Raw genomic sequence first — 19,699 nt, 5'->3', positions numbered from 1 at the left:
GACCGCTCCTCACCCCAGCAGGTCCTCGATCCGGATCGGAAAGCGCCGCGGGCGCATGCCGGTCGCGTGCCAGACCGCATTGGCCACGGCGCCGGCCGTGCCGGTGATGCCGATTTCACCGACGCCCTTGATGCCGAGTGCGTTCACATGAGGGTCGTCCTCGTGAACCAGCAGCGCCTCGACCGACGGCACGTCGGCATTCACCGGGACATGATATTCGGCGAGGTTGGCATTCTGGATCCGGCCGGAGCGTCGGTCGGTGACGGCTTCCTCATGCAGTGCGAAGGAAACGCCCCAGATCATCCCGCCATAATACTGGCTGCGCACCAGCCGCGGATTGATGACCCGTCCGGCGGCGAATGCGCCGACCAGCCGGGTGACGCGGATCTGGCCTAAATCCGGGTCGATCTTCACCTCGGCGAACACGGCCCCATGCGCGTGCTTGGCGTAGATCTCCTGCGACGCCGGATCCGGTGCGCCTTTGCCATGGCCTTCGATCTCGGCAAGACCCGCGCGGGCGAGGATCTCGCTATAGTTTTCGCTGCGGCTTTCGTCATCGCGGCGGTAGAGGCGTCCGCCGCGCGCCAGGACACCTTCATTGCCGGCGCCGAACAGCGGCGAGGCTTCGTTGCCCGTGGCGAGATCGGCAAGCCTGGCGATGACGGCCGCACCCGCATTGTGGATGGCCATGCCGGCCGTCGCCGTGTGGCCCGAACCGCCGGCGATGCCCGCATTGGGCAGGTCGGAACTGCCGGCCCTGAAATCGACCTGGTCGATGTCGAGCCCCAGCCCGTCTGCCGCAATCTGGGCAAAGGCCGTCCAGGCGCCTTGGCCCATGTCCTGAGCGCCGGTCTCCATCAAGCCGCTGCCGTCGGCCCTCAGCACCGCGCGTGCCTCGGCCTGGAACATGAGCGCCGGGAACGTCGCCGTGCCCATCCCCCAGCCGGTAAGGAAACCGTCCGCGTCGCGCATCCGCCGCGGCTGCAGCGGGCGGCTCGCCCAGCCAAACGCTTCGGCCGCCTGTTGGTAACATTCGCGCAGGGCCTTTGAGGAGAACGGCTTGCCCGTCATAGGCTCGACTTCGGCATAGTTCCTGAGCCGGAATTCCAGCGGGTCCATGCCGCAGGCATGGGCTGCCTCGTCTATAGCGCTTTCCAGCGCGATCGATCCGGTGGCCTCGCCCGGCGCCCGCATGAACAGCGGCGTGCCGGTGTCGAGCCGCACAGCATCGTGCGAGGTGGCGATGGCCGGACTGGCATAGAGCGTGTGCGAGGCGTCCGCCGCCGGTTCGAAGAAATCGTCGAACGTGCTCGATGTGGTCCTGGCGTGATGGGAGAGCGCGGTCAGCCGCCCTTCGCCATCCATGCCCATGCGCAATGTCTGGCGGGTCGGGGCGCGATGGCCGACCGGGCCGTACATCTGCTCGCGCCGCAGCACCAGCTTGACCGGGCGGCCGACGAGACGCGCCGCCAGGATGCCGAGCACTTGCGGCCCGGAGATCATGCCCTTGGAGCCGAAACCGCCACCCAGGAATGGGCTTCGGATGTGGACGTTCCGCGGCGCGATGCCGAACAGGCCGGCGATGCGCCCTTGCGCCATGGCAAGGCCCTGGCTCGGCGTGTCGATCGACAGCTGGTCGCCATCCCAGGCAGCGACGATTGCGTGGGGCTCCATGGCGTTGTGATACTGTGCCGGCGTCTCGTAAGCCGCCTCGATCCGCGTTCTTGCCGATTCGAGGCCGGCCTCGACATCGCCCTTCTCCTGCACCGCCGGGTTGCCGACGCCAACGCCGCGCGGCACGAAGCTTTTGCCGCTATCGAGACCGACCCGCGCCGGCAGCGTTTCATAGCGCGGCGACAGCAGCGCCGCGCCTTCGGTCGCCGCTTCCAGCGTCTCCGCGATCACCACGGCGATGCTCTGGTTGGGATAGCGAACCCCATCGTTCTGCAGCAGGTCGAGCCGGAACATGAAGGGATGGTCCTTGGCATCCGGATCGACGGCGAGCGCCGGCCGGTTCAGTGGCGTCATCACTTCGATCACGCCCGAATGCGCCTTGGCCGCCTCGATATCCAGCGACACGACCCGGCCGCGCGCGATGCTCGAGACGGCGAGCACGGCATAGAGCATGCCGGGCGGGTGGTTATCGGCGGCGTAACGCGCCGCCCCCGTCACTTTCAAGAATCCGTCGCGGCGGGTCAGCGGCTGGCCGACGCTGGAGCCCTGCCGCGTATGGGCGGGTTGCTGGTTGAGGCTGAGTTCAAGCGTCATGGCGCACTCCGGGAATGGAGGAAAAGGGGGAGGCAGGAAGAGCCGGCATCCGCTCGGGTGTTCCGGCCTTTGCGGCCATCAGCGCCCTGACGACAATGCGGCGGGCAAGCTCGATCTTGAAGGCGTTGTCGCCGGAGGGGCTGGCGTCGACCAACGCGGCATCCGCGGCGCGAACGAAGCTCGCCTCGTCGGCATCGGCGCCAAGCAGCACCGCTTCCGCCGAACGCGCCCGCCACGGTTTGGCCGCCACACCGCCCAGCGCCAGCCTTGCACCGCGGATCTTGCCGCGATCGACGAAAAGTGCCGCGGCCGCCGAAACGACCGCGAAGGCATAGGAGGTGCGTTCGCGCACTTTCAGATAGCGGGCGTGAGCGGCGAAGGAAGCTGCTTCCGCCGGCAGGCGCACCGCAACGATCAGCTCGCCCGGCTCCAACACGGTCTCGCGCTGCGGGGTGTCGCCCGGAAGCCGGTGAAATTCCTCCAGCGTCACATGGCGCCGGCCTTCCTTGCCCTCGATCTCGACCACGGCGTCCAGCGCCACCAAGGGCACGCAGAAGTCGGAGGGATGGGTGGCGATGCAGGCATCGCTCCAGCCCAGGATGGCATGTAGGCGGTTCTCGCCGCCAAGGGCCGAGCAGCCGGAACCGGGTTCGCGCCTGTTGCAGGCGCTGGCGGTGTCATAGAAGTAACTGCACCGCGTGCGCTGCAACAGATTGCCGCCAACAGTGGCGGCGTTGCGAAGCTGCGCCGAGGCGCCCGACAGCAGCGCCTCGGCCACCGCCGGATAGGCCTTGGCGAAGGCCGGATCGTGTGCGAGATCGGCATTGCGGACCAGCGCGCCGATGCGCAGGCCGCCATCATCGAGCGTTTCGATGCGATTGAGTTCCGGCAGCCGGGTAATGTCGACGATCCGTTCGGGGCTGGTAATGCCGCCCTTCATCAGATCCAGCAGATTGGTGCCGCCGGCGAGATAGGCCGAGCCCGGTACGGCCGCCGCCGCTATGGCGTCGGAGATGGTGGCCGGCCTGACAAAATCGAAGTCTCTCATGCCGCGGTCCTCCGGTCGGTTCCGGCAAGTTGTTGCCGGGCCTCCAGAACGGCCTCGACGATGCCGCCATAGGCCGCGCAGCGGCAGATGTTGCCGCTCAGCCCCTCGCGGATACGCTCGGGATCGTCCCCAGCCTGTCCTTCGGCGATCAGGCCGAGCGTGCTCATGATCTGGCCGGGCGTGCAGAAGCCGCACTGGAAGCCGTCATGGGCGATGAAGGCGGCCTGCACCGGATGCAGTTCTTCACCGTGGGCGACGCCTTCGATGGTCAGCACCTCGGCGCCGTCATGGCTGACCGCCAGCGCGAGGCAGGAGTTTATGCGCTTGCCGTCGACCAGCACCGTGCAGGCGCCGCACTGGCCGCGGTCGCAGCCCTTCTTGGTGCCGGAGAGCTCAAGCCGCTCGCGCAGCAGGTCGAGCAAGGTGACGCGGGTGTCGACCTCGAGTTCGTGGCGGTATCCATTGACGGTAAGCGAGATGGGAAGGGTGGTCATGGGCGTCTGGCTCCAGTTGCTTGACGCTGAGGGGGATGATCTGGCGCTTGGGAGGGGAAGGACAAGGTCAGGCGGCAGCCAATCCGCCGCGGGTAGGGAAGCTGACACCTTGGAGCTTCGAAAGACGTGACATACCGGGCTCCCTGATTATATGATAAAGGTGCTCCACTAAAACGGAGGCGCCTCCGTTTATTTACGTGGGGACTGGCCGGGCATGGTTCAAGCCCCCATATCCCTGGTGGAGAAAAAAATTGGCTTTTGAGCCCGTCACAACTGTCGACCAAAAACCCGCCGCCGCCGACAAACCGCTGCGCGCGGATGCCCAGCGCAACCGCGACCGGCTGGCCGAGGTCGCGGCGGCCGTGTTTGCCGAGCGCGGCATCGATGCCTCGCTGGAGGAGATCGCGCGTCGCGCCGGCGTCGGTATCGGCACGCTCTACCGGCATTTCCCGACGCGCGAACATCTGGTCGAGGTGGTCTACCGCCGCGAGGCGGAGGCGCTATGCGCGGCGGCCGGCGAGCTTGCGGCAAAACATCCCTCCGATGTCGCTCTGGAAGAGTGGATGCGCCGCTTCGTCGACTATATCGCCACCAAGCGCGGCCTGGCGACCAGCCTGCGCATCCTGTTCACCACCAATTCGAGGCTGTTCTCCGACACGTCGGGCAGGGTTTCGCAGGCCTTGCGGCAACTGGTCGAGGCGGCGGTGGCCGACGGCACGATCCGCGGCGACGTCGATGCCTCCGATGTGCTGCATGCGCTCGGCGGCATCTACTCGGCACCCGACACGCCTGAGTGGCGCGACCGCTCGCGCCGGCTAGTCAAGCTGTTGATGGACGGCTTGCGGTTCGGGGCGGGGAAGGCTGGGTGACGGGGATAATGGCCGCGCAACCGTGCGCGACAGAATGATTTGAGGGGCATTCAATGTATGTAGGCCGTTCCTACAAGGTGGTCGATTTCGCGCTGTGGTCGCGGCGCAGCGTGCTCTACATGGTGGTGGTGAGCGGCCTGGCCGTGGCGGCCTACCGCTTTCCGGGCATTGCCGGGTTCTCCGTGCCATGGTCGGTGGTGCTGGTGCTCGGCACCACGGTATCGCTCGTCGCCGGCTTCAAGAATTCGCAGGTGCTCACCCGCAGCGGTGAGGCGCTGCAGGCTTTCACGCAGATCACGGCCAGCAGCCGGATGTGGTCCAATTTCTGCCGGGACTTCCTCGATGCGCCGACGGCTCGGAAGCTCATCTACCGCCACATCGCATGGATGACGGCGCTGCGATACGCGCTGCGGCGGCCGATGCCGTGGGAATCGATGGGGAAGGCCGCCAATACCGAATACCGGCGGCGTTACCACATCCAGGAGGACGGGGGCTCGATCGCCGACGAATTGCGCCCGCTGCTGGGCGACCAGACCGTTGATGTCCTGAAATCGCCTCGTCCGGCGATTGCCTTGCTCGAATTGCAGTCGGTCCAGGTCAACGGGCTGCTCAAGGACGCCAAGGTTCCGGCGCAAGTCTATGTCGAACTGACCAAGCTGATCCGCGACTTCCACGATCAGCAGGCGCGCTGCGACCGTATCAAGAACAATCCCTATCCCCGGCAATACGCCATCGTCAGTTCCATGTTCGTGATGATCTTCTGCACGCTGCTGCCGTTCGGCGTGGTTCCGGTGTTCGCCGACATGGGCAAACTGGACGGCATGCTCGGCTCGATCGCCATCTGGCTGACGATCCCGTTCAGCACGCTGCTGGGCTGGGCCTACATGTCCCTCGACCAGGTCGGCGAGAGCAGCGCCAACCCTTTCGAGGGCAACGCCAACGATGTGCCGATCTCGCAAATCTGCCGCGACATCGAGATCGAGATGCGCGCCGGGCTCGGCGAGAGCGACCTTCCCAAGCCCTTGCTGCCGGTCAACGACATCGCCATGTGAGGCGGAAGCGGGCGCCTACCGGCGGGAGATCACCCGCAGCCAGGGAGCCAGGTGGAAAGCGCTCATCAGCAGATACATGGCGGGCATTCCGGTCAGGATTGGTCCGGCCAGCGGCGAGGCGCCCATGCATAGCATGGCGGTATCGCCGCCTTGAAGGCGGGAAAGCAGCGCCATCAGTGCGAAGGTGGGCGCTGCTGCCAGGCACAGCCAGTCGGCGATGCCACGAGGGGCGGCATTTTCGGCGCTGCCGATGCCGGATTGGATATCGCTCATGGTCGTTGTCCTTGATGGTTGCGACCCGTCAGGACCTGGGTTCCTCGGCCCTGCCGGAGGCGGGAGAGGAACCCAGGCTGGACAGGCCTGCGCCGGTTACTGGTTGGCCTTGTCGCGGAACGCGGCTTCGCCGGCGGCGGACACTTCGGCCCATTTCTTGTCGGCTCCGGCTTCGTAGTTGTCGTGCCAGTTCCACCAGCTGTAGAGCGGGGTCTGCGGGTAGCCTTCGGGCGAGTCTTCCCAGACCTCCTGGCGGCCGAGCGGTGTGACGTCGAGATAGCTCCAGACGGTGCCCAACGCCTCGTCGCCGCGGTTGTTGATGAAATAGGTGCGGAAGATGCGGTCGCCATCATGAATGAATACGTTGTGGCCGTGCCATTCGTCGACGCCGAAATCCTTGTCGAAGCTGTCGGTGATCGTGTACCAGGGCATCTCCCAGCCCATCCGTTGCTTCAGCCGCGCAATGTCGGCCTGCGGGGCGCGCGAGGCATAGGCAAGCGTGGTGTTGCGGGCGTTGAGATGGGCGAGGTGGCCGACCTGGTCGGCGCCGAGCGAGCAGCCACGGCAGGCGTGCTCCGGCCAGCCATAGACGCCAGGCTCGAAGAAGGCGCGGTAGACGATCAGCTGGCGGCGGCCTTCGAAAAGGTCGAGCAGGCTCACCTTGCCGTCGGGACCCTCAAAGACATAAGCCTTGTCCACTTCCGTCCATGGCATGCGCCGGCGTTCGGCCGACAGCGCGTCCCTGGCGCGCATCGTCGCCTTCTCCTTCACCAGCATCTTTTGGTGCGCGGCTTCCCAATCTTGCCGTGAAACGATCGGCGGGGTCTTCATCGTCATGGTCATTGGTCTTCTCCTTTGCCAGTCGTGGCGTCGTTGCGGTGTGGTGTTGCCTGGGCAGGTCGGGGTGCTGCGGGCGCGGCGGAATCCAAGAGATCCGGTCCGGCGCAGCAGGGGTGGCGTGCTGCGTGCTTGGCCGTATCATTGGCCGTGTCGAGGTCGAGGTCGGTGGAAGCAGGCATCTTTTGTATCTCCTATGCGTGCCGTCATTGCCGACTTGCTGGGCCGACTTGCTGGGCCGACTTGCTGGGCCGACTTGCTGGTTGACGGTACTGACGTAAGTTAGGGCGGCTCGGTGCCGAGGTGGGAGTTACAAGTGTGACGGGATTTGAATGGACTCGCTGATCACCTCGGCAGCGCTGGCGCTGGCGGCCGGCGATCCGCTTGGGGCGCTCGACCGCGTCGCCCTGCGCGAGGATGCGCCGGCGCTGGCGCTGCGCGGCATCGCCATGGCGCAGCTCGGCGACTTCGATCGCGCCAAGCTCTTGTTGCGGCGGGCCGTGCGCGCCTTCAGCCCGAAAGAGGCGGTCGCGCGCGCCAGATGCGTCGTCGCCGAGGCCGAGATCGCGCTGGTCTCGCGTGATCTCGGTTGGCCGGCCAAGGCGCTCGACGCGGCCCGCACGGCGCTGGAAAAGCACGGCGACCGGTTGAACGCGGCGCATGCCGGCCACCTCAAGGTGCGCCGCCTGCTCCTGATCGGCCGCCTCGACGAGGCCGAGCATGTGCTGGCCGGGCTCGACCCGGCGCCGCTTCCGCCGGCGGCCAGGGCCGCGCACGAGCTCGCCGTCGCCGGCATCGCCATGCGGCGCCTGCGGACCCGGCCGGCACGCGCGGCGCTGGAGTGGGCGCGCCATGCCGCCCGCAAGGCCGGCATTCCCGGCCTCATCGCGGAGGTCGACAGCGCATGGCAGGCACTGGAGACACCCGCGGCGCGATTGATCGCACAGGGCAGGGAGCAGCCGCTGCTGCTCGAAGAGGTCGAGGCGCTGCAGGGATCGCCGGCGCTGGTCGTCGATGCCTTCCGCTACGCCGTGCGGGTTGGGCGGACCACGGTTTCGCTGGCAAGCCGGCCTGTGCTGTTCGCCTTGGCGCGGACGCTCGCCGAAGCCTGGCCGGGGGATGTGTCGCGGGGCGACCTCGTGGCGCGGGCCTTCGGCGGCAGGCATGCCGATGAATCGCATCGCGCGCGCCTGCGCGTCGAGATCGGGCGGCTGCGCGCAGAGCTTCGCGCACTGGCCGGCATCAGCGCCACCAAGCATGGCTTCACGCTGGCGCCGCGCCAGGCGCGCGCGGTGATGGTGCTGGCGCGGCCGATCGAGGAGCGGCACGCGGCCGTGCTGGCCTTGCTGGCCGACGGCGAGGCCTGGTCGAGTTCGGCCCTGGCGCTGGCACTTGGAACCGGCCAGCGCAGCGTGCAACGGGCGCTCGATCCGCTTGCCGAGGCCGGTAAGGTCCAGTCCTTCGGCCAAGGCCGGGCGCGCCGCTGGATGACGCCGCCGGTGGCGGGTTTCACGACCACCTTGTTACTCCCGGCGCCGCTGCCAAACGGCTAAGTGTGTTGATGTTCAGGTGATGCCGGCCTGCAAAGGTCAGCGGGATGACGACCACACTAAAGGATCACGAAATGAAACATTCAGCGGCCGAAATTTTGAGGGAATATGGACCCTTTCCCGGTGCCAAGACGGTGGCCGGGGTGAGCTTTGACGGCAAGAACGTCTGGTTCGCCTCGGGCGACAGGCTTAACGCCTTCGATCCGGAGAGCGGGCAGGCATTGCGTTCGATCGATGTCGCGGCTCACGCCGGCACCGCCTATGACGGCCGGCATTTCTTCCAGCTCGCCAAGGACCGCATTCAGAAGATCGATCCCGACACGGGCGAGGTGCTTTCCACCATTCCGGCACCCGGCAACGGCGGCGATTCCGGTTTGACCTGGGCTGAAGGCACGCTGTGGGTCGGGCAGCACCGGGAGCGCAAGATCCACCAGATTGATCCCGAGACCGGGGCGATCCTGCGCACCATCGAATCCAACCGTTTCGTCACCGGGGTGACCTGGGTCGAGGGCGAATTGTGGCACGCCACCTGGGAGGGCGACGAAAGCGATCTGCGCCGCGTCGACCCACGGACGGGCAAGGTCCTGGAGAAGCTCGACATGCCTGCCGGCATGGGCGTCTCGGGGCTGGAGTCCGATGGCGGCGACCGCCTCTTCTGCGGCAGCGGAAACGCCGGCGTGGTGCGGGCGGTGCGCCGGCCGAAATAGGGACCGCGAATTTTCCCTTGGCGACTGGCCGTTGCGCGATGTCGGGCCTAGATAGGCTGGACCATCCCCCCGCAAAAGGACCAGATCATGCCCGAACAGATCACGTTGAACGACGGCGCCGCCATTCCCCAGCTTGGCCTTGGCGTGTGGCAGGTCGATCACGACATCACCGCGCAGGTAGTGGGCTGGGCGATCGCGGCCGGTTACCGGCTGATCGACACTGCCGAGGGCTATCAGAACGAGGAAGGCGTCGGCGAGGCGATCCGCGCCGCTGGCGTGCCGGCAAGTGAGTTGTTCATCACCTCGAAGCTGCGCAACGGCGCCCACCAGCGCGATGCGGCGCTTCGTGCCTTCGACGACACGATGCAGAAGCTCGGCGTCGAGCAGCTCGACCTGTTCCTGATCCATTGGCCGGTGCCCAGCCAGGACAAATATGTCGAGGCGTGGAAGACGCTTGTCGAACTGAAGCAGGCCGGCCGCATCAAGTCGATCGGCGTCTCGAATTTCAATCCTGATCATCTGGAACGCATCATCGGCGAGACGGGCGTGACACCAGTCGTCAACCAGGTCGAGTTGCATCCGCGCTTCCAGCAGCGCGCGCTCAGGGAGTTTCACGCCCGGCACGACATTCATACGGAAAGCTGGAGTCCGTTGGGCAGCGGCCGCCTGCTGAGCGATCCGACCATATCAGGCATTGCCCGCAAACACGGCAAGTCCGCCGCGCAGACGATGATCCGCTGGCATCTCCAGCAAGGGCTGATCGTCATCCCGAAATCGGTCCGCCAGGACCGTATCGCGGCCAATTTCGACGTCTTCGATTTCGAACTGGACGCGCAGGACCTGGAGACGATCGGCGGCATGGATGCGGCCGACGGCCGCAACGGGCCGAATCCGGCGACGGCTTCCTTTTTGTTCTGAGCGTTAAATCCCCGAGCCGTCCAGCTGTTGCGCGTCGTCGCCTTCCCATGGCGCCGGCATCGAGGCGCCCCGGCTGAGATTGGCCGAGGGCATCGGCATCCAGCACTTCAGCTCCGGCTCGGCGTATTCGACGACGCGGCCGGGCGAGGAATCGGAGGCGCGCCAGCCTTCCTCGCCGAACTGATCGGCGCGTGACCAGTAGGCGAGGTCGACTTCCGCTGGCCCCTGTTCGGACGGGCGGACCGTAACGAGTATCCGGCTGCCGTCTTTTGGCGCGCTGGACATGTGGCGCCAGCGGTCGGGCTCATCCATCGTTTTCCTCCTGCCTTGCTGTGGGATGAAGTGTCGCCTCGCCGTCGGAGGCGGTCAACCCAAACTTTGCACGACCCTTCCTGTTTCGATGGGCTGCTCGTTCCGCCCGGTCCGCGGGAAATGTAAGATTTGTAGGATTGCACCAGCCGCATCCGTCCTTGATCTGGCGATGGTCGCCGGAACAAGGAGAGGCATTCATGAGGGACAAGGTCGAGCCGACGCCGGCTGGGGTGGAAACAAAACTGTACTTCAGCCGCAACCCCAATCCGCGCCTGGGGGTCGCGGTGGCGCGTCATCTCGGGGCGAAAGTGACCTTCGAATTCGCGTCGCCGTTCGCGCCGGGGCAAGCGGAGCGGTTCCGGCCGCTCAATCCCAACCTTTCCCTCCCCATACTGGCGTGGCCGGGCGGCAGCCTTTGGGAGGCCGACGCCATAGCCTGCCGGTTGTCGCGCGACATGGGTTCGGATTTTTGGCGCACCGGCGAGGATGAGCCCGACATGATCCGCTGGCTGAGCTGGGGCAAGGAGAATTTCGTGCGGGCCTGCGACATGGTGCATTTCGAGCGCGGCACCAAGCAGCGCTATCACATCGGGCCGATCGATCGGGAAAAAGTCGCGGAGGGACTTGCAGAATTCCCCAAGGCCGCCGCGATCCTGGAGGCGGTGCTTGTCGACCAGCCATGGCTGGTCGGCAATTCAGTCTCCTATGCCGACTTCCGCATGGCGACGTTCTTGCCGTTCAACGACGTCGCTGGGCTGCCGCTTGGTGATTATCCCGCGCTCACCCGCTGGTACGGGCGGCTTGAAGCCATCGACGCTTGGCGTGATCCCTTCGAGGGTCTGGAAGCGCCGCGATTGCCGCCAGTCCCAGGACAGATCGAGCCGCATGAGGCGGCACCGAGGCTGTAACCGAAAGGGGTGGCGACCGGCGTATACATTTGGAGAGAAACTTGAAGACGCCGGCCGCCATTGGGGGCGTTGGGTGCATCACGTTGGGGCACGATGCAGGGTCAGGTTAGGCGGATGCCTGGTGTCCGCAATCGGAACACCGGCCCATGGTGAACAAGTGGTTACTATCCACAGGTCAGGGCTGTAAACGGCAGGCTGGCCGCCGGTCTCGGCCGTCCATCGCGGCCACGTCGTCGTTCTCTCGGCTGTGCGCAACGCGAATCGCCGGCCATCCCACGCTCGACGGGCCGCGATCGGGTTGATAAGCCCGTCTGCGAAGGAGCTGATGAGTCTGGCATGACCGTTGCGATCGAGATGGGACACACCACGGCGGGCGACCCGGCGAAGCTCGATCTCGAGGAATTGCTGGCGACCCGCCTTCTGGTGCAGGGCAATTCGGGCTCCGGCAAGTCGCATTTGTTGCGGCGGCTCCTGGAGCAGAGCGCGCCTTGGGTGCAGCAGACCATCATCGACCCCGAAGGCGACTTCGTTTCGCTGGGCGAACGCTACGGCCATCTGGTCATAGATGCCGAGGAGCATACCGAGCGCGGGCTGCAGGCGGCCGGCGAGCGGGCGCGTATCCATCGCGTCTCGACCGTGCTCAACCTGGAAGGGCTCGATGCCGAGAACCAGATGCGGCGGGCCGCCGCCTTTCTCGGCGGGCTGTTCGAGGTCGCGCGCGACCACTGGTACCCGATGCTGGTGGTGGTCGACGAGGCGCAGCTTTTCGCGCCGGCGGTGGCCGGCGAGGTGTCGGACGAGGCGCGCAAACTCTCGCTCGGCGCCATGACCAATCTGATGTGCCGTGGCCGCAAGCGGGGGCTGGCTGGCATCATCGCCACGCAGCGGCTGGCCAAGCTCGCCAAGAACGTCGCGGCGGAAGCCTCCAACTTCCTCATGGGCCGCACCTTCCTCGATATCGACATGGCGCGCGCCGCCGATCTCCTGGGCATGGAGCGGCGGCAGGCGGAAGCCTTTCGCGATCTGGAGCGCGGGCAGTTCATGGCGCTGGGGCCGGCGCTGTCGCGGCGGCCGCTCGGCCTGCGCATCGGCCCGACCGACACCAGCCCGCGCAACGGCACGCCCAGGCTGATGCCGCTGCCGGAGGCGGGGCTCGAGGATGCCCGCGCCATCATCCTGGCCGCCCCGCCGCCGGAGACGATGCGCGCGCCACGCCGGGTGGCGTCGCCGGACCTGCTGGAGCAGCTGATGGCGGCGAAATCGGCGCCGCGCGACATCCGCCCCGAACCGGCGGAGCCGCAAATCAGCGCCGAGGATCTGGCGGAGCGGCGCGAGCGCGTGGACCGGGTGCTGCGCGCTATTCTTGCACAACCTGACGCAGGCTTCCGCGTGATCGGCGTGCTCTACCAGGAGTTCGTCGTACGCTGCCGCATCGAGGGTCTCGCCTCGGTCGTGCCTGATCTGCCCGCATTCCGCCGGATGTTGACGCGCGCCCGTGCCGGGCTGGGGTCTGAAACTAGCGAGGACGATGTGTGGCGCGACGTCTCGGTGCGCGCCTCTCTGCTGCCGGAGGACATGCAGGGCGTGTTCATGATGATCGCGCGCGCGGCGAAGGAGGGCTGGCCGTGCCCGAGCGATGGCGCGATCGCCCGCGCCTATGGCTCGCACTCCATGCGCCGGGCCCGGCGGCTGCTCACCTATATCGAGGAGCAGGGTCTCATCGTCTGCCAGTTCGACGGCGCCGGCCGGCGCACCGTGACGCTGGTCGAACTCGCCTGGGCAACGGCGCCGGGCGACCCCAACGCCGAGGAGGCGGAGCAGGGGAGCCTGGCCCTGTGAGAGAGCTATGGAGCTTTCAACCTCGGCTGTCAGGCAGGCATCCTGGCAAGACCGGCCGGTCGCTTATCTGTTTCCGGTGAGGGTCAGCCGTGCGAGGACGCTTTACTGGATGGTGATGACGCCCTCGATGGCTCGCCATTCCGATGGGGTGATCAGCCGGTGGTGGGCGACGCGGACGGAGTGAAGCGGTCCCTCGAGTTCGCGCTCCCAATAGGAGAGGAACCCCTTGAGTTCGGGGAACTCCGGCGCCAGGTCGTAGTCCTGCCAGACATAAAGCTGCAGCAGGCTCGGATGGTCGGGCAGATGATAATGAATCTGAGCCGTGGTCAGGCCATAGCCTTCCATCTGGAGGCGGAACTCCTTGCTGACATTTTCAACCATTCATGTCTCCTTTCGGCGGCCGTCTTCAACCAACTCCCTGAGCGGGCGAGCGGTTCCGGCGCCCGCGATTGCGCCGGCCGCGGATATTTTGTTGGACCGCGGCGGAACTTCAAGCGGCAGCTCCCGGCGCGAGGCAGAATAACCACGCGATAACAGCCGGTTGGCACTCTCTCAGGGTGAGTGCTAAAATTTTTTGGCCGACCTCTTGAAACCCAAAAATGGCAAGACTAGCTCGATATGCGCGCGCGATGCCTGACAAAGGGTCGCCGCACCCCGCACCGGTCCAATTGCCGGTCCGGTGCGGAGGAACCTCAAACCTGTTTGTCCCAAGAGGAGAACGACATGGCGTTCCGTCCATTGCATGACCGTATCCTGGTCCGCCGCATCGAGGCCGAGGAAAAGACCTCTGGCGGCATCATCATTCCCGATACCGCCAAGGAGAAACCGCAGGAAGGCGAAGTCATCGCCGTCGGTCCCGGCGCGCGTGACGACAGCGGCAAGCTGACCGAACTGGATGTCAGGGTCGGTGACCGTATCCTGTTCGGCAAATGGTCCGGCACCGAGATCAAGCTCAATGGCGAGGACCTGCTCATCATGAAGGAAAGCGACGTGATGGGCGTGATCGAACAGACCGCGCAAGTGAAGAAGGCCGCCTGACGGGTTCTTCGAAAATCCACCAGTCAACGAATGCTGCCTAAATAGAGGAGTGATCCAATGGCTGCCAAAGAGGTAAAATTCCATACCGAAGCGCGCGAGAAGATGTTGCGCGGCGTCGATATCCTGGCCAATGCGGTGAAGGTGACGCTCGGGCCCAAGGGGCGCAATGTCGTCATCGACAAATCGTTCGGCGCGCCGCGCATTACCAAGGACGGCGTCACCGTCGCCAAGGAAATCGAGCTCGAGGACAAATTCGAGAACATGGGCGCGCAGATGGTGCGCGAAGTCGCCTCCAAGACCAGTGACATTGCCGGCGACGGCACCACGACCGCGACCGTTCTGGCTCAGGCGATCGTCAAGGAAGGCGCCAAGGCCGTTGCCTCGGGCATGAACCCGATGGACCTGAAGCGCGGCATCGACAAGGCGGTGGAGGCTGTCGTGGCCGAGTTGAAGGCCAACGCCCGCAAGGTGACCCACAACGACGAGATCGCACAGGTCGGCACCATCTCCGCCAATGGCGACGCCGAGATCGGCCGCTTCCTCGCCGAGGCGATGGAGAAGGTCGGCAATGAAGGTGTCATCACCGTGGAGGAAGCCAAGACCGCCGAGACCGAACTCGAAGTCGTCGAGGGCATGCAGTTCGACCGCGGCTATCTCTCGCCCTATTTCGTCACCAACCAGGACAAGATGCGCGTCGAACTCGAAGAGCCCTACGTGCTGATCCATGAAAAGAAGCTCTCCAACCTGCAGGCGTTGCTTCCGGTGCTGGAAGCGGTGGTGCAGTCGGGCAAGCCGCTGCTGATCATCGCCGAGGATGTCGAGGGCGAGGCGCTGGCGACGCTGGTCGTCAACAAGCTGCGCGGCGGCCTCAAGGTCGCGGCCGTCAAGGCGCCGGGCTTCGGCGATCGCCGCAAGGCCATGCTGGAGGATATCGCCATCCTCACCGGCGGCACGGCGATTTCGGAAGATCTCGGCATCAAGCTCGAGAATGTGACGCTGGAGATGCTGGGCCGCGCCAAGAAGGTGGTGATCGAAAAGGAAAACACCACCATTGTCGACGGTGTCGGGCGCAAGGAAGAGATCCAGAGCCGCGTCGCGCAAATCAAGGCCCAGATCGAGGAGACCACCTCGGACTATGACCGCGAGAAGCTGCAGGAGCGGCTGGCCAAGCTCGCCGGCGGTGTCGCGGTGATCCGCGTCGGCGGCTCGACCGAGGTCGAGGTCAAGGAGCGCAAGGACCGCGTCGACGATGCCCTGCACGCGACCCGCGCGGCCGTCGAAGAAGGCGTGCTGCCCGGTGGCGGCGTCGCGCTGCTTCGGGCCAGCAAGGCGCTCGATGCTGTCCAGACGGACAATGCCGACCAGAAGACCGGCGTCGAGATCGTGCGCCGCGCCATCGAGACGCCCGTTCGCCAGATTGCCGAAAATGCTGGCGCGGAAGGCTCGATCATCGTCGGCAAGCTGCGCGAGAAGAGCGAATTCGGCTGGGGCTGGAACGCCCAGACCAATGAGTTCGGCGATCTCTATGGCCAGGGTGTGATCGATCCGGCCAAGGTGGTGCGCACGGCGCTGCAGGATGCCGCGTCGGTTGCCGGCCTGTTGGTGACCACCGAGGCGATGGTGGCCGAGAAGCCGAAGAAGGAAGCCGCCGCTCCGGCGATGCCGGCCGGCGCCGGGATGGACTTCTAAGGTCCCGGTCAGTCCGCCCGCTCCCTCGACAGGGAGCGGGCATCAGTTGAGGGAGAGAGACATGGATGCAATGGCTGGCCTTGGGCCCGTGCCCGCGCCGACACATCAGGCAAAGGAGTTCCTGGCCTATGAAACCGAATGCCGCAGCGTGCTGAAGCCGCTGCTGGCGGGACTGCTCGACATGGCTGAAGCCGCCGGCTGGAAGCGGCGCACCGCTGCCGCGACCCTGATGTTCCTGGCGGCGAAACAGGTGTCGGAGGAGTCCGAGACATCGGCTAGCGGCTGAACGCCAAAAGGCGGCCAATCACCCTGTCCGCGGCGGCGCTTTCCGGTATTCGGTCCGCCGCAGGGCCTGCACAATCGAAAGGAGGCATAAGCCATGAATCGCGGGCAGTTTGAAGAACCGGTCACCCTTCTGGTCGGAATGGGCTTTCCGAGGAAGATCGAAAGCGTGATGGAAGCCTACGTGCTGTTGCAGGACTGGCCCGCCGTCAGCCGCAACGGCGCCCATGCCATCGCTCTCAATGCCTGCAAGGCGGGCATCGCCGGTGAGATCGACCCGGAGACGGTGCGGGCGACGCTGGTCACCTTCGCACGCCGCAACGACATATTGCTGCCGGATGCGGTTTCGCCGGCCGCCGCGATGGGCAATGAGATGCATGCGGGGTGAGGCGGCAGGTCCGTCCGATGTGCGGCGATCGGTTCCCGGCTTCGCGGGCGCCGGGAACCAAGCGACGGCCACGCAGGTTGATCAGCGTTGGGTTCCCCGAGGCGAGGCGACGTCATGAGCATCCTGCAAAGCATCAAGAAAGCAGCCGAACAGGTGACCGGTGCCGCAAGACCGGACAGGCAACACGCGGCCGATCTTGTCAGGCCACGAAAATCGAACGAGTTCAGGTTTGGGGATGATGGCCTGGTGCCCAACCATCCGTCCTGGCCGCTGGTGGTTTATCGCGGTGCCGTCACGCTACCGGAGGACTTCGATCCCGCGGCCGTCATGGAGGAGCTTTTCTCGGCCAATGGCTGGGGGGAAAGCTGGCGCAACGGCATCTACGACTATGTCCACTACCATTCGCGCATCCACGAAGTGCTGGGCGTGGCGCGCGGTACGGCGAAAGTCCGGTTCGGCGGCAAGAAGGGACGAACGCTGGCGCTGAAGGCCGGCGATGTCGCGGTTCTGCCAGCCGGCACCGGGCATCAGCGCATCTCCGCCTCAGACGACTTTCTCGTGGTTGGCGCCTATCCGCCATCCGGCACCTATGACGAATGCACGACCGCCGCCGAGCACGCCAAGGCAGTGGCGATGATCCCCAGGGTCGGCCGGCCGCGCAAGGACCCGGTCTACGGAAGCAAAGGCCCGCTGCTGGGGGCGTGGAAGAAAGACTGAATTCGCAGGAGCCCAGGAGAGCAAAACTCATTGGCGCAAGCCCTGCCTCGGCACGAGCGCCCGAGCAGATCGACGCAACAGCATCACGTCGGTGGAACGCTCTCGGCCATTGGAGGTCGGTAGGCGTCGATTGCTTCATTGGACTGATAAACGGAGAGCGCCCGTCTTCGGTTAACGCCGGGCGGGTTCTTTTTTCAGTCCAGGCCTCTCCGGGTTGACCACGGCGTGCGGAAAACATGTCCGGCAGCCAGGCGCAAATATTGGGAGCAAAGCATGGATACAGCAGGTGGTGAAGAGATTGCGCCTGCCTCGAAAGGCGGAAGACGCCGGATTATCTGGTCTATATTCCGTAGGTCAGGGCAACATAGATCACGGGGATAAGGGCCAGGCAGATCGCCATTCCCACGACAACCGCAATGGCCAAGCGCTCGGTTCGCCTGACAAGATCGGCAATATTGGCGTCGTCACTCAAAGAGACGTGCGGGACCGGAGGCATTTCCGGAACCTGAGCATCATTGTCATTTGCGGGGTGATTGTCGTCGCGGGTAGTCGGTCTCTGGGCTGATGTCACTGCTTGCCTCGCTCTCAAAATATCCGGCAGTCCAACTCCATCCGTGAGGGTGGGCGACCGGCAATCGTAACGTGTGGGCAAGACATTGGGTTGCGCCATAAGACTTCAGTCGGATCATTTCCTGGACCTAAGCCTTGCCGGGGAACGCAATGCAGCGGAAGTCGTTGCTCATCGGTGACAACTCAAGAATAGGAGAGGATAAAGCCATGGCTGACGGCCCAACTGTTGTTAATTCTGGAGGTGGCGGCGGCACTGCGGTCGCTATTGTTCTTGCAATCATCGCCATCGTGGTCCTGCTGATATTTACCGGTGTTATCAACATCCATGGCGGTGGAAAGGACATCAACGTGAAGGTTGAAGCGCCAAAGGTGGAAGCCCCGGCCACTTCAGCGCCGGCGAAGCCCGCAGCACCGGCCAATGGCGGCTGATGCGGCGGCAGTAGAGGCCAGAATAGTTCTGGCATTCGCTTCTCAATTCACAACAAAGAAGGACTTGTCATGAAAAGATATCTTGCCGGCGCAGTCGCCGCAGTCGCATTTGTGGGTGGAATTGGCGCTTCCTACGCGGGAGACGTCGTAGTTCTCAAGCCTGAGCAGCAGACGGTCGTTCGCGAATACATCCACAAACAAAAGCTCGCATCGGTCAGCCTGCTCGGTGTCGAACTCAACGTCGGCTCCGCTCTCCCCGACACTGTCGAGCTTCACACAATCGACGTCCCCGACGTCAGGTACAAATATACCGTCGTCGGAGATCATGCGGTCCTGGTGGACCCCGATACACGCAGAGTCGTGCAGATCATCGAGTGATGCCGGTAGTTAGCCCCTCATCGGCAGGGGACGGCCCGCCGTCGCCGCAAATGGCACGGCGGGTTTACTGTTGGGGAGCCACTTCATCCCTATGAATATCGCGGGGGGCTGCGTGTCACCCGCCCAGGTCTGCGGGCAACGCGAGGCGTCATGCCTTGCTTTTGGTCAGGCGCTCGAGCGCATCGACGATCAGGTCGCAGAATTTCGGATGGTCGAGCTTCATCGCCACGGTATGGCGGAAGTCGACCTGCTCGCTTGCCGTGCCGCCGAAATGGTGCATGCCGCCCATCTTCTCGAAATTGCAGACCGTCATGCCCTTGGTCCACCGGCCGGCAATCTCGACGCGGATATCGGCCTTCTCGGTGGTGAAGACGGTCGGGTCGATCATGGCCGCGACGCAGCATGCATCATGGATGGCGGGATACTCGATCTGCAGGAGGCCTCCATGCGTGGTCGCTATGAACTCCCAGATATCGAGGATGAACCTGGCAATCGGGCCGCCGACCGCGCGCACCCTGTTTTGCAGGTCCGGAGTGGCCAGCGCCTGGTGCGTGAGGTCGAGCCCGACCATGGTGACGTCCCAATCGGCGCGGAACACGACGTCGGGGGCCTCCGCGTCGGCATAGACGTTGAACTCCGCCGCTGGCGTGATGTTGCCGCGCGTGTAGGCTCCGCCCATCGCGACGACGCCCTTCACCCGCCCGACGATGCGCGGTTCCTTGCGGATGGCGAGCGCGATGTTGGTGTAGGGACCGACCGGCACCAGCGTGATGGTTTTCGGCTCGTGCGCCATGACCGTGTCGATGATGAAGTCGGCGGCATGCCGCTTGTCGAGTTCGAACGAGGCGGGCGGCAGGACGGGGCCGTCGAGCCCAGTATCGCCATGGATTTCGACGGCCAGCACCTGGTCGCCGATGAGCCGGCCGGGTGAGCCCTTCGCCACCGGCACCTTGATGCCGTAGGCAGTGCATACGGCCAAGGCATTGCGCGTGGTGTTCTCGACATTGTGGTTTCCCGAAACCGTCGTGATGCCGAGGAGGTCGATATTCGGGTTGCCGGCCGCGAGCAGGATAGCGATGGCGTCGTCGTGCCCGGGATCGCAGTCCAGGATGATCTTGTCCATGATGGCATCT

At 65.2% G+C, this 19,699-nt stretch carries 22 protein-coding genes; 14 read left to right on the top strand and 8 right to left on the bottom strand.

Features of this window, described 5'->3' with window-relative positions; genetic code table 11:
* Positions 1-9: 9 nt before the first annotated feature.
* The 3 genes from FJ960_RS10935 to FJ960_RS10925 are packed head-to-tail and all read right to left on the bottom strand — an operon-like array spanning position 10 to position 3,810.
* Positions 10-2,268 carry a xanthine dehydrogenase family protein molybdopterin-binding subunit gene (locus tag FJ960_RS10935; RefSeq protein ID WP_140713811.1) on the bottom strand — a complete coding sequence of 753 codons (2,259 nt, stop codon included), beginning with the start codon at positions 2,266-2,268 and terminating at the stop codon, positions 10-12.
* Positions 2,258-3,316 carry a xanthine dehydrogenase family protein subunit M gene (locus FJ960_RS10930; RefSeq protein WP_140713809.1) on the bottom strand — a complete coding sequence of 353 codons (1,059 nt, stop codon included), beginning with the start codon at positions 3,314-3,316 and terminating at the stop codon, positions 2,258-2,260. Before FJ960_RS10930 ends, FJ960_RS10935 begins: the two co-directional genes overlap by 11 nt.
* On the bottom strand, positions 3,313-3,810 hold the full coding sequence (locus FJ960_RS10925; RefSeq protein WP_140509450.1) for a (2Fe-2S)-binding protein: 498 nt from the start codon (positions 3,808-3,810) through the stop codon (positions 3,313-3,315). Before FJ960_RS10925 ends, FJ960_RS10930 begins: the two co-directional genes overlap by 4 nt.
* Positions 3,811-4,061: 251 nt before the next feature.
* Between FJ960_RS10925 and FJ960_RS10920 the strand changes: the two genes are divergently transcribed.
* Positions 4,062-4,679: a TetR/AcrR family transcriptional regulator gene (locus FJ960_RS10920; protein ID WP_140509452.1), complete on the top strand. Its 618-nt coding sequence runs from the start codon at positions 4,062-4,064 to the stop codon at positions 4,677-4,679.
* A gap of 53 nt (positions 4,680-4,732) precedes the next feature.
* A complete protein-coding gene (locus FJ960_RS10915) occupies positions 4,733-5,731 on the top strand; it encodes a bestrophin family ion channel (protein ID WP_140713807.1) in 999 nt (332 codons plus the stop codon).
* A 15-nt stretch (positions 5,732-5,746) separates the two neighbouring features.
* On the opposite strand, the gene FJ960_RS10910 is transcribed toward FJ960_RS10915, so the two are convergent.
* Positions 5,747-6,004, bottom strand: a complete 258-nt coding sequence (locus FJ960_RS10910; RefSeq protein ID WP_140713805.1) for a hypothetical protein — start codon at positions 6,002-6,004, stop codon at positions 5,747-5,749.
* 96 nt (positions 6,005-6,100) lie between these two features.
* On the bottom strand, positions 6,101-6,847 hold the full coding sequence (locus FJ960_RS10905) for a thioredoxin family protein (protein ID WP_140509458.1): 747 nt from the start codon (positions 6,845-6,847) through the stop codon (positions 6,101-6,103).
* A 326-nt stretch (positions 6,848-7,173) separates the two neighbouring features.
* Here FJ960_RS10905 and FJ960_RS10900 point away from each other — a divergent pair, with 326 nt between their 5' ends.
* From FJ960_RS10900 to FJ960_RS10890, 3 genes are all read left to right on the top strand, one after another.
* Positions 7,174-8,394, top strand: a complete 1,221-nt coding sequence (locus FJ960_RS10900; protein ID WP_140713803.1) for a helix-turn-helix domain-containing protein — start codon at positions 7,174-7,176, stop codon at positions 8,392-8,394.
* 71 nt (positions 8,395-8,465) lie between these two features.
* Positions 8,466-9,098 (top strand): PQQ-binding-like beta-propeller repeat protein, encoded by a 633-nt coding sequence (locus FJ960_RS10895; protein WP_140509462.1) that lies wholly within the window; start codon positions 8,466-8,468, stop codon positions 9,096-9,098.
* A gap of 87 nt (positions 9,099-9,185) precedes the next feature.
* Positions 9,186-10,016, top strand: coding sequence for an aldo/keto reductase (locus FJ960_RS10890; protein ID WP_140509464.1), 831 nt, complete (start codon positions 9,186-9,188; stop codon positions 10,014-10,016).
* Between the two features lie 3 nt (positions 10,017-10,019).
* On the opposite strand, the gene FJ960_RS10885 is transcribed toward FJ960_RS10890, so the two are convergent.
* Positions 10,020-10,328: a hypothetical protein gene (locus FJ960_RS10885; RefSeq protein ID WP_027146346.1), complete on the bottom strand. Its 309-nt coding sequence runs from the start codon at positions 10,326-10,328 to the stop codon at positions 10,020-10,022.
* 197 nt (positions 10,329-10,525) lie between these two features.
* Here FJ960_RS10885 and FJ960_RS10880 point away from each other — a divergent pair, with 197 nt between their 5' ends.
* On the top strand, positions 10,526-11,236 hold the full coding sequence (locus tag FJ960_RS10880; protein WP_140713801.1) for a glutathione S-transferase family protein: 711 nt from the start codon (positions 10,526-10,528) through the stop codon (positions 11,234-11,236).
* A gap of 336 nt (positions 11,237-11,572) precedes the next feature.
* On the top strand, positions 11,573-13,075 hold the full coding sequence (locus FJ960_RS10875; RefSeq protein WP_140509468.1) for an ATP-binding protein: 1,503 nt from the start codon (positions 11,573-11,575) through the stop codon (positions 13,073-13,075).
* A gap of 102 nt (positions 13,076-13,177) precedes the next feature.
* Here the strand turns inward: FJ960_RS10875 and FJ960_RS10870 are convergent, their stop codons facing one another.
* Positions 13,178-13,456 carry an usg protein gene (locus FJ960_RS10870; protein ID WP_027146349.1) on the bottom strand — a complete coding sequence of 93 codons (279 nt, stop codon included), beginning with the start codon at positions 13,454-13,456 and terminating at the stop codon, positions 13,178-13,180.
* A gap of 342 nt (positions 13,457-13,798) precedes the next feature.
* On the opposite strand from FJ960_RS10870, the gene FJ960_RS10865 reads away from it, so the two are divergent.
* The 7 genes from FJ960_RS10865 to FJ960_RS10835 all read left to right on the top strand — a co-directional run bounded on the left by FJ960_RS10865 (position 13,799) and on the right by FJ960_RS10835 (position 18,566).
* On the top strand, positions 13,799-14,113 hold the full coding sequence (locus FJ960_RS10865; RefSeq protein WP_015316962.1) for a co-chaperone GroES: 315 nt from the start codon (positions 13,799-13,801) through the stop codon (positions 14,111-14,113).
* Positions 14,114-14,170: 57 nt separating this feature from the next.
* Complete coding sequence (groL, locus tag FJ960_RS10860; protein WP_140509470.1) at positions 14,171-15,802, top strand: chaperonin GroEL; 1,632 nt, start codon at positions 14,171-14,173, stop codon at positions 15,800-15,802.
* A 61-nt stretch (positions 15,803-15,863) separates the two neighbouring features.
* The gene (locus tag FJ960_RS10855; protein WP_027146351.1) at positions 15,864-16,088 is read left to right on the top strand and encodes a hypothetical protein; all 225 of its coding nucleotides are present in this window, start codon (positions 15,864-15,866) and stop codon (positions 16,086-16,088) included.
* Between the two features lie 93 nt (positions 16,089-16,181).
* Positions 16,182-16,472, top strand: coding sequence for a DUF982 domain-containing protein (locus FJ960_RS10850; protein WP_140509472.1), 291 nt, complete (start codon positions 16,182-16,184; stop codon positions 16,470-16,472).
* A gap of 114 nt (positions 16,473-16,586) precedes the next feature.
* Positions 16,587-17,189: a cupin domain-containing protein gene (locus tag FJ960_RS10845; protein ID WP_140713799.1), complete on the top strand. Its 603-nt coding sequence runs from the start codon at positions 16,587-16,589 to the stop codon at positions 17,187-17,189.
* 777 nt (positions 17,190-17,966) lie between these two features.
* Positions 17,967-18,188 carry a hypothetical protein gene (locus tag FJ960_RS10840; protein WP_140509479.1) on the top strand — a complete coding sequence of 74 codons (222 nt, stop codon included), beginning with the start codon at positions 17,967-17,969 and terminating at the stop codon, positions 18,186-18,188.
* A gap of 69 nt (positions 18,189-18,257) precedes the next feature.
* A complete protein-coding gene (locus FJ960_RS10835; RefSeq protein WP_140509481.1) occupies positions 18,258-18,566 on the top strand; it encodes a DUF1236 domain-containing protein in 309 nt (102 codons plus the stop codon).
* A 148-nt stretch (positions 18,567-18,714) separates the two neighbouring features.
* Here FJ960_RS10835 and FJ960_RS10830 read toward each other — a convergent pair whose 3' ends face one another.
* Positions 18,715-19,689 (bottom strand): nucleoside hydrolase, encoded by a 975-nt coding sequence (locus tag FJ960_RS10830; protein ID WP_140713797.1) that lies wholly within the window; start codon positions 19,687-19,689, stop codon positions 18,715-18,717.
* Positions 19,690-19,699 lie beyond the last annotated feature (10 nt).

Origin of the sequence: Mesorhizobium sp. B2-3-11 (assembly GCF_006442215.1) — a bacterium.
Lineage (GTDB): Bacteria > Pseudomonadota > Alphaproteobacteria > Rhizobiales > Rhizobiaceae > Mesorhizobium > Mesorhizobium salmacidum.
Note: the sequence above shows the minus strand (reverse complement) of the source record. Positions and strands in the feature narration are given on the sequence as shown.

Bases quoted from the DNA above. Each gene is read 5' to 3' on its own strand.
- FJ960_RS10885 (WP_027146346.1), bottom strand. From the start codon at position 10,328: ATGGATGAGCCCGACCGCTGGCGCCACATGTCCAGCGCGCCAAAAGAC.
- groL (WP_140509470.1), top strand. From the start codon at position 14,171: ATGGCTGCCAAAGAGGTAAAATTCCATACCGAAGCGCGCGAGAAGATG.
- FJ960_RS10875 (WP_140509468.1), top strand. From the start codon at position 11,573: ATGACCGTTGCGATCGAGATGGGACACACCACGGCGGGCGACCCGGCG.
- FJ960_RS10900 (WP_140713803.1), top strand. From the start codon at position 7,174: ATGGACTCGCTGATCACCTCGGCAGCGCTGGCGCTGGCGGCCGGCGAT.
- FJ960_RS10925 (WP_140509450.1), bottom strand. From the start codon at position 3,810: ATGACCACCCTTCCCATCTCGCTTACCGTCAATGGATACCGCCACGAA.
- FJ960_RS10830 (WP_140713797.1), bottom strand. From the start codon at position 19,689: ATGGACAAGATCATCCTGGACTGCGATCCCGGGCACGACGACGCCATC.
- FJ960_RS10855 (WP_027146351.1), top strand. From the start codon at position 15,864: ATGGATGCAATGGCTGGCCTTGGGCCCGTGCCCGCGCCGACACATCAG.
- FJ960_RS10880 (WP_140713801.1), top strand. From the start codon at position 10,526: ATGAGGGACAAGGTCGAGCCGACGCCGGCTGGGGTGGAAACAAAACTG.
- FJ960_RS10840 (WP_140509479.1), top strand. From the start codon at position 17,967: ATGGCTGACGGCCCAACTGTTGTTAATTCTGGAGGTGGCGGCGGCACT.
- FJ960_RS10870 (WP_027146349.1), bottom strand. From the start codon at position 13,456: ATGGTTGAAAATGTCAGCAAGGAGTTCCGCCTCCAGATGGAAGGCTAT.
- FJ960_RS10935 (WP_140713811.1), bottom strand. From the start codon at position 2,268: ATGACGCTTGAACTCAGCCTCAACCAGCAACCCGCCCATACGCGGCAG.
- FJ960_RS10845 (WP_140713799.1), top strand. From the start codon at position 16,587: ATGAGCATCCTGCAAAGCATCAAGAAAGCAGCCGAACAGGTGACCGGT.
- FJ960_RS10865 (WP_015316962.1), top strand. From the start codon at position 13,799: ATGGCGTTCCGTCCATTGCATGACCGTATCCTGGTCCGCCGCATCGAG.
- FJ960_RS10905 (WP_140509458.1), bottom strand. From the start codon at position 6,847: ATGACCATGACGATGAAGACCCCGCCGATCGTTTCACGGCAAGATTGG.
- FJ960_RS10915 (WP_140713807.1), top strand. From the start codon at position 4,733: ATGTATGTAGGCCGTTCCTACAAGGTGGTCGATTTCGCGCTGTGGTCG.
- FJ960_RS10895 (WP_140509462.1), top strand. From the start codon at position 8,466: ATGAAACATTCAGCGGCCGAAATTTTGAGGGAATATGGACCCTTTCCC.
- FJ960_RS10835 (WP_140509481.1), top strand. From the start codon at position 18,258: ATGAAAAGATATCTTGCCGGCGCAGTCGCCGCAGTCGCATTTGTGGGT.
- FJ960_RS10850 (WP_140509472.1), top strand. From the start codon at position 16,182: ATGAATCGCGGGCAGTTTGAAGAACCGGTCACCCTTCTGGTCGGAATG.
- FJ960_RS10890 (WP_140509464.1), top strand. From the start codon at position 9,186: ATGCCCGAACAGATCACGTTGAACGACGGCGCCGCCATTCCCCAGCTT.
- FJ960_RS10910 (WP_140713805.1), bottom strand. From the start codon at position 6,004: ATGAGCGATATCCAATCCGGCATCGGCAGCGCCGAAAATGCCGCCCCT.
- FJ960_RS10930 (WP_140713809.1), bottom strand. From the start codon at position 3,316: ATGAGAGACTTCGATTTTGTCAGGCCGGCCACCATCTCCGACGCCATA.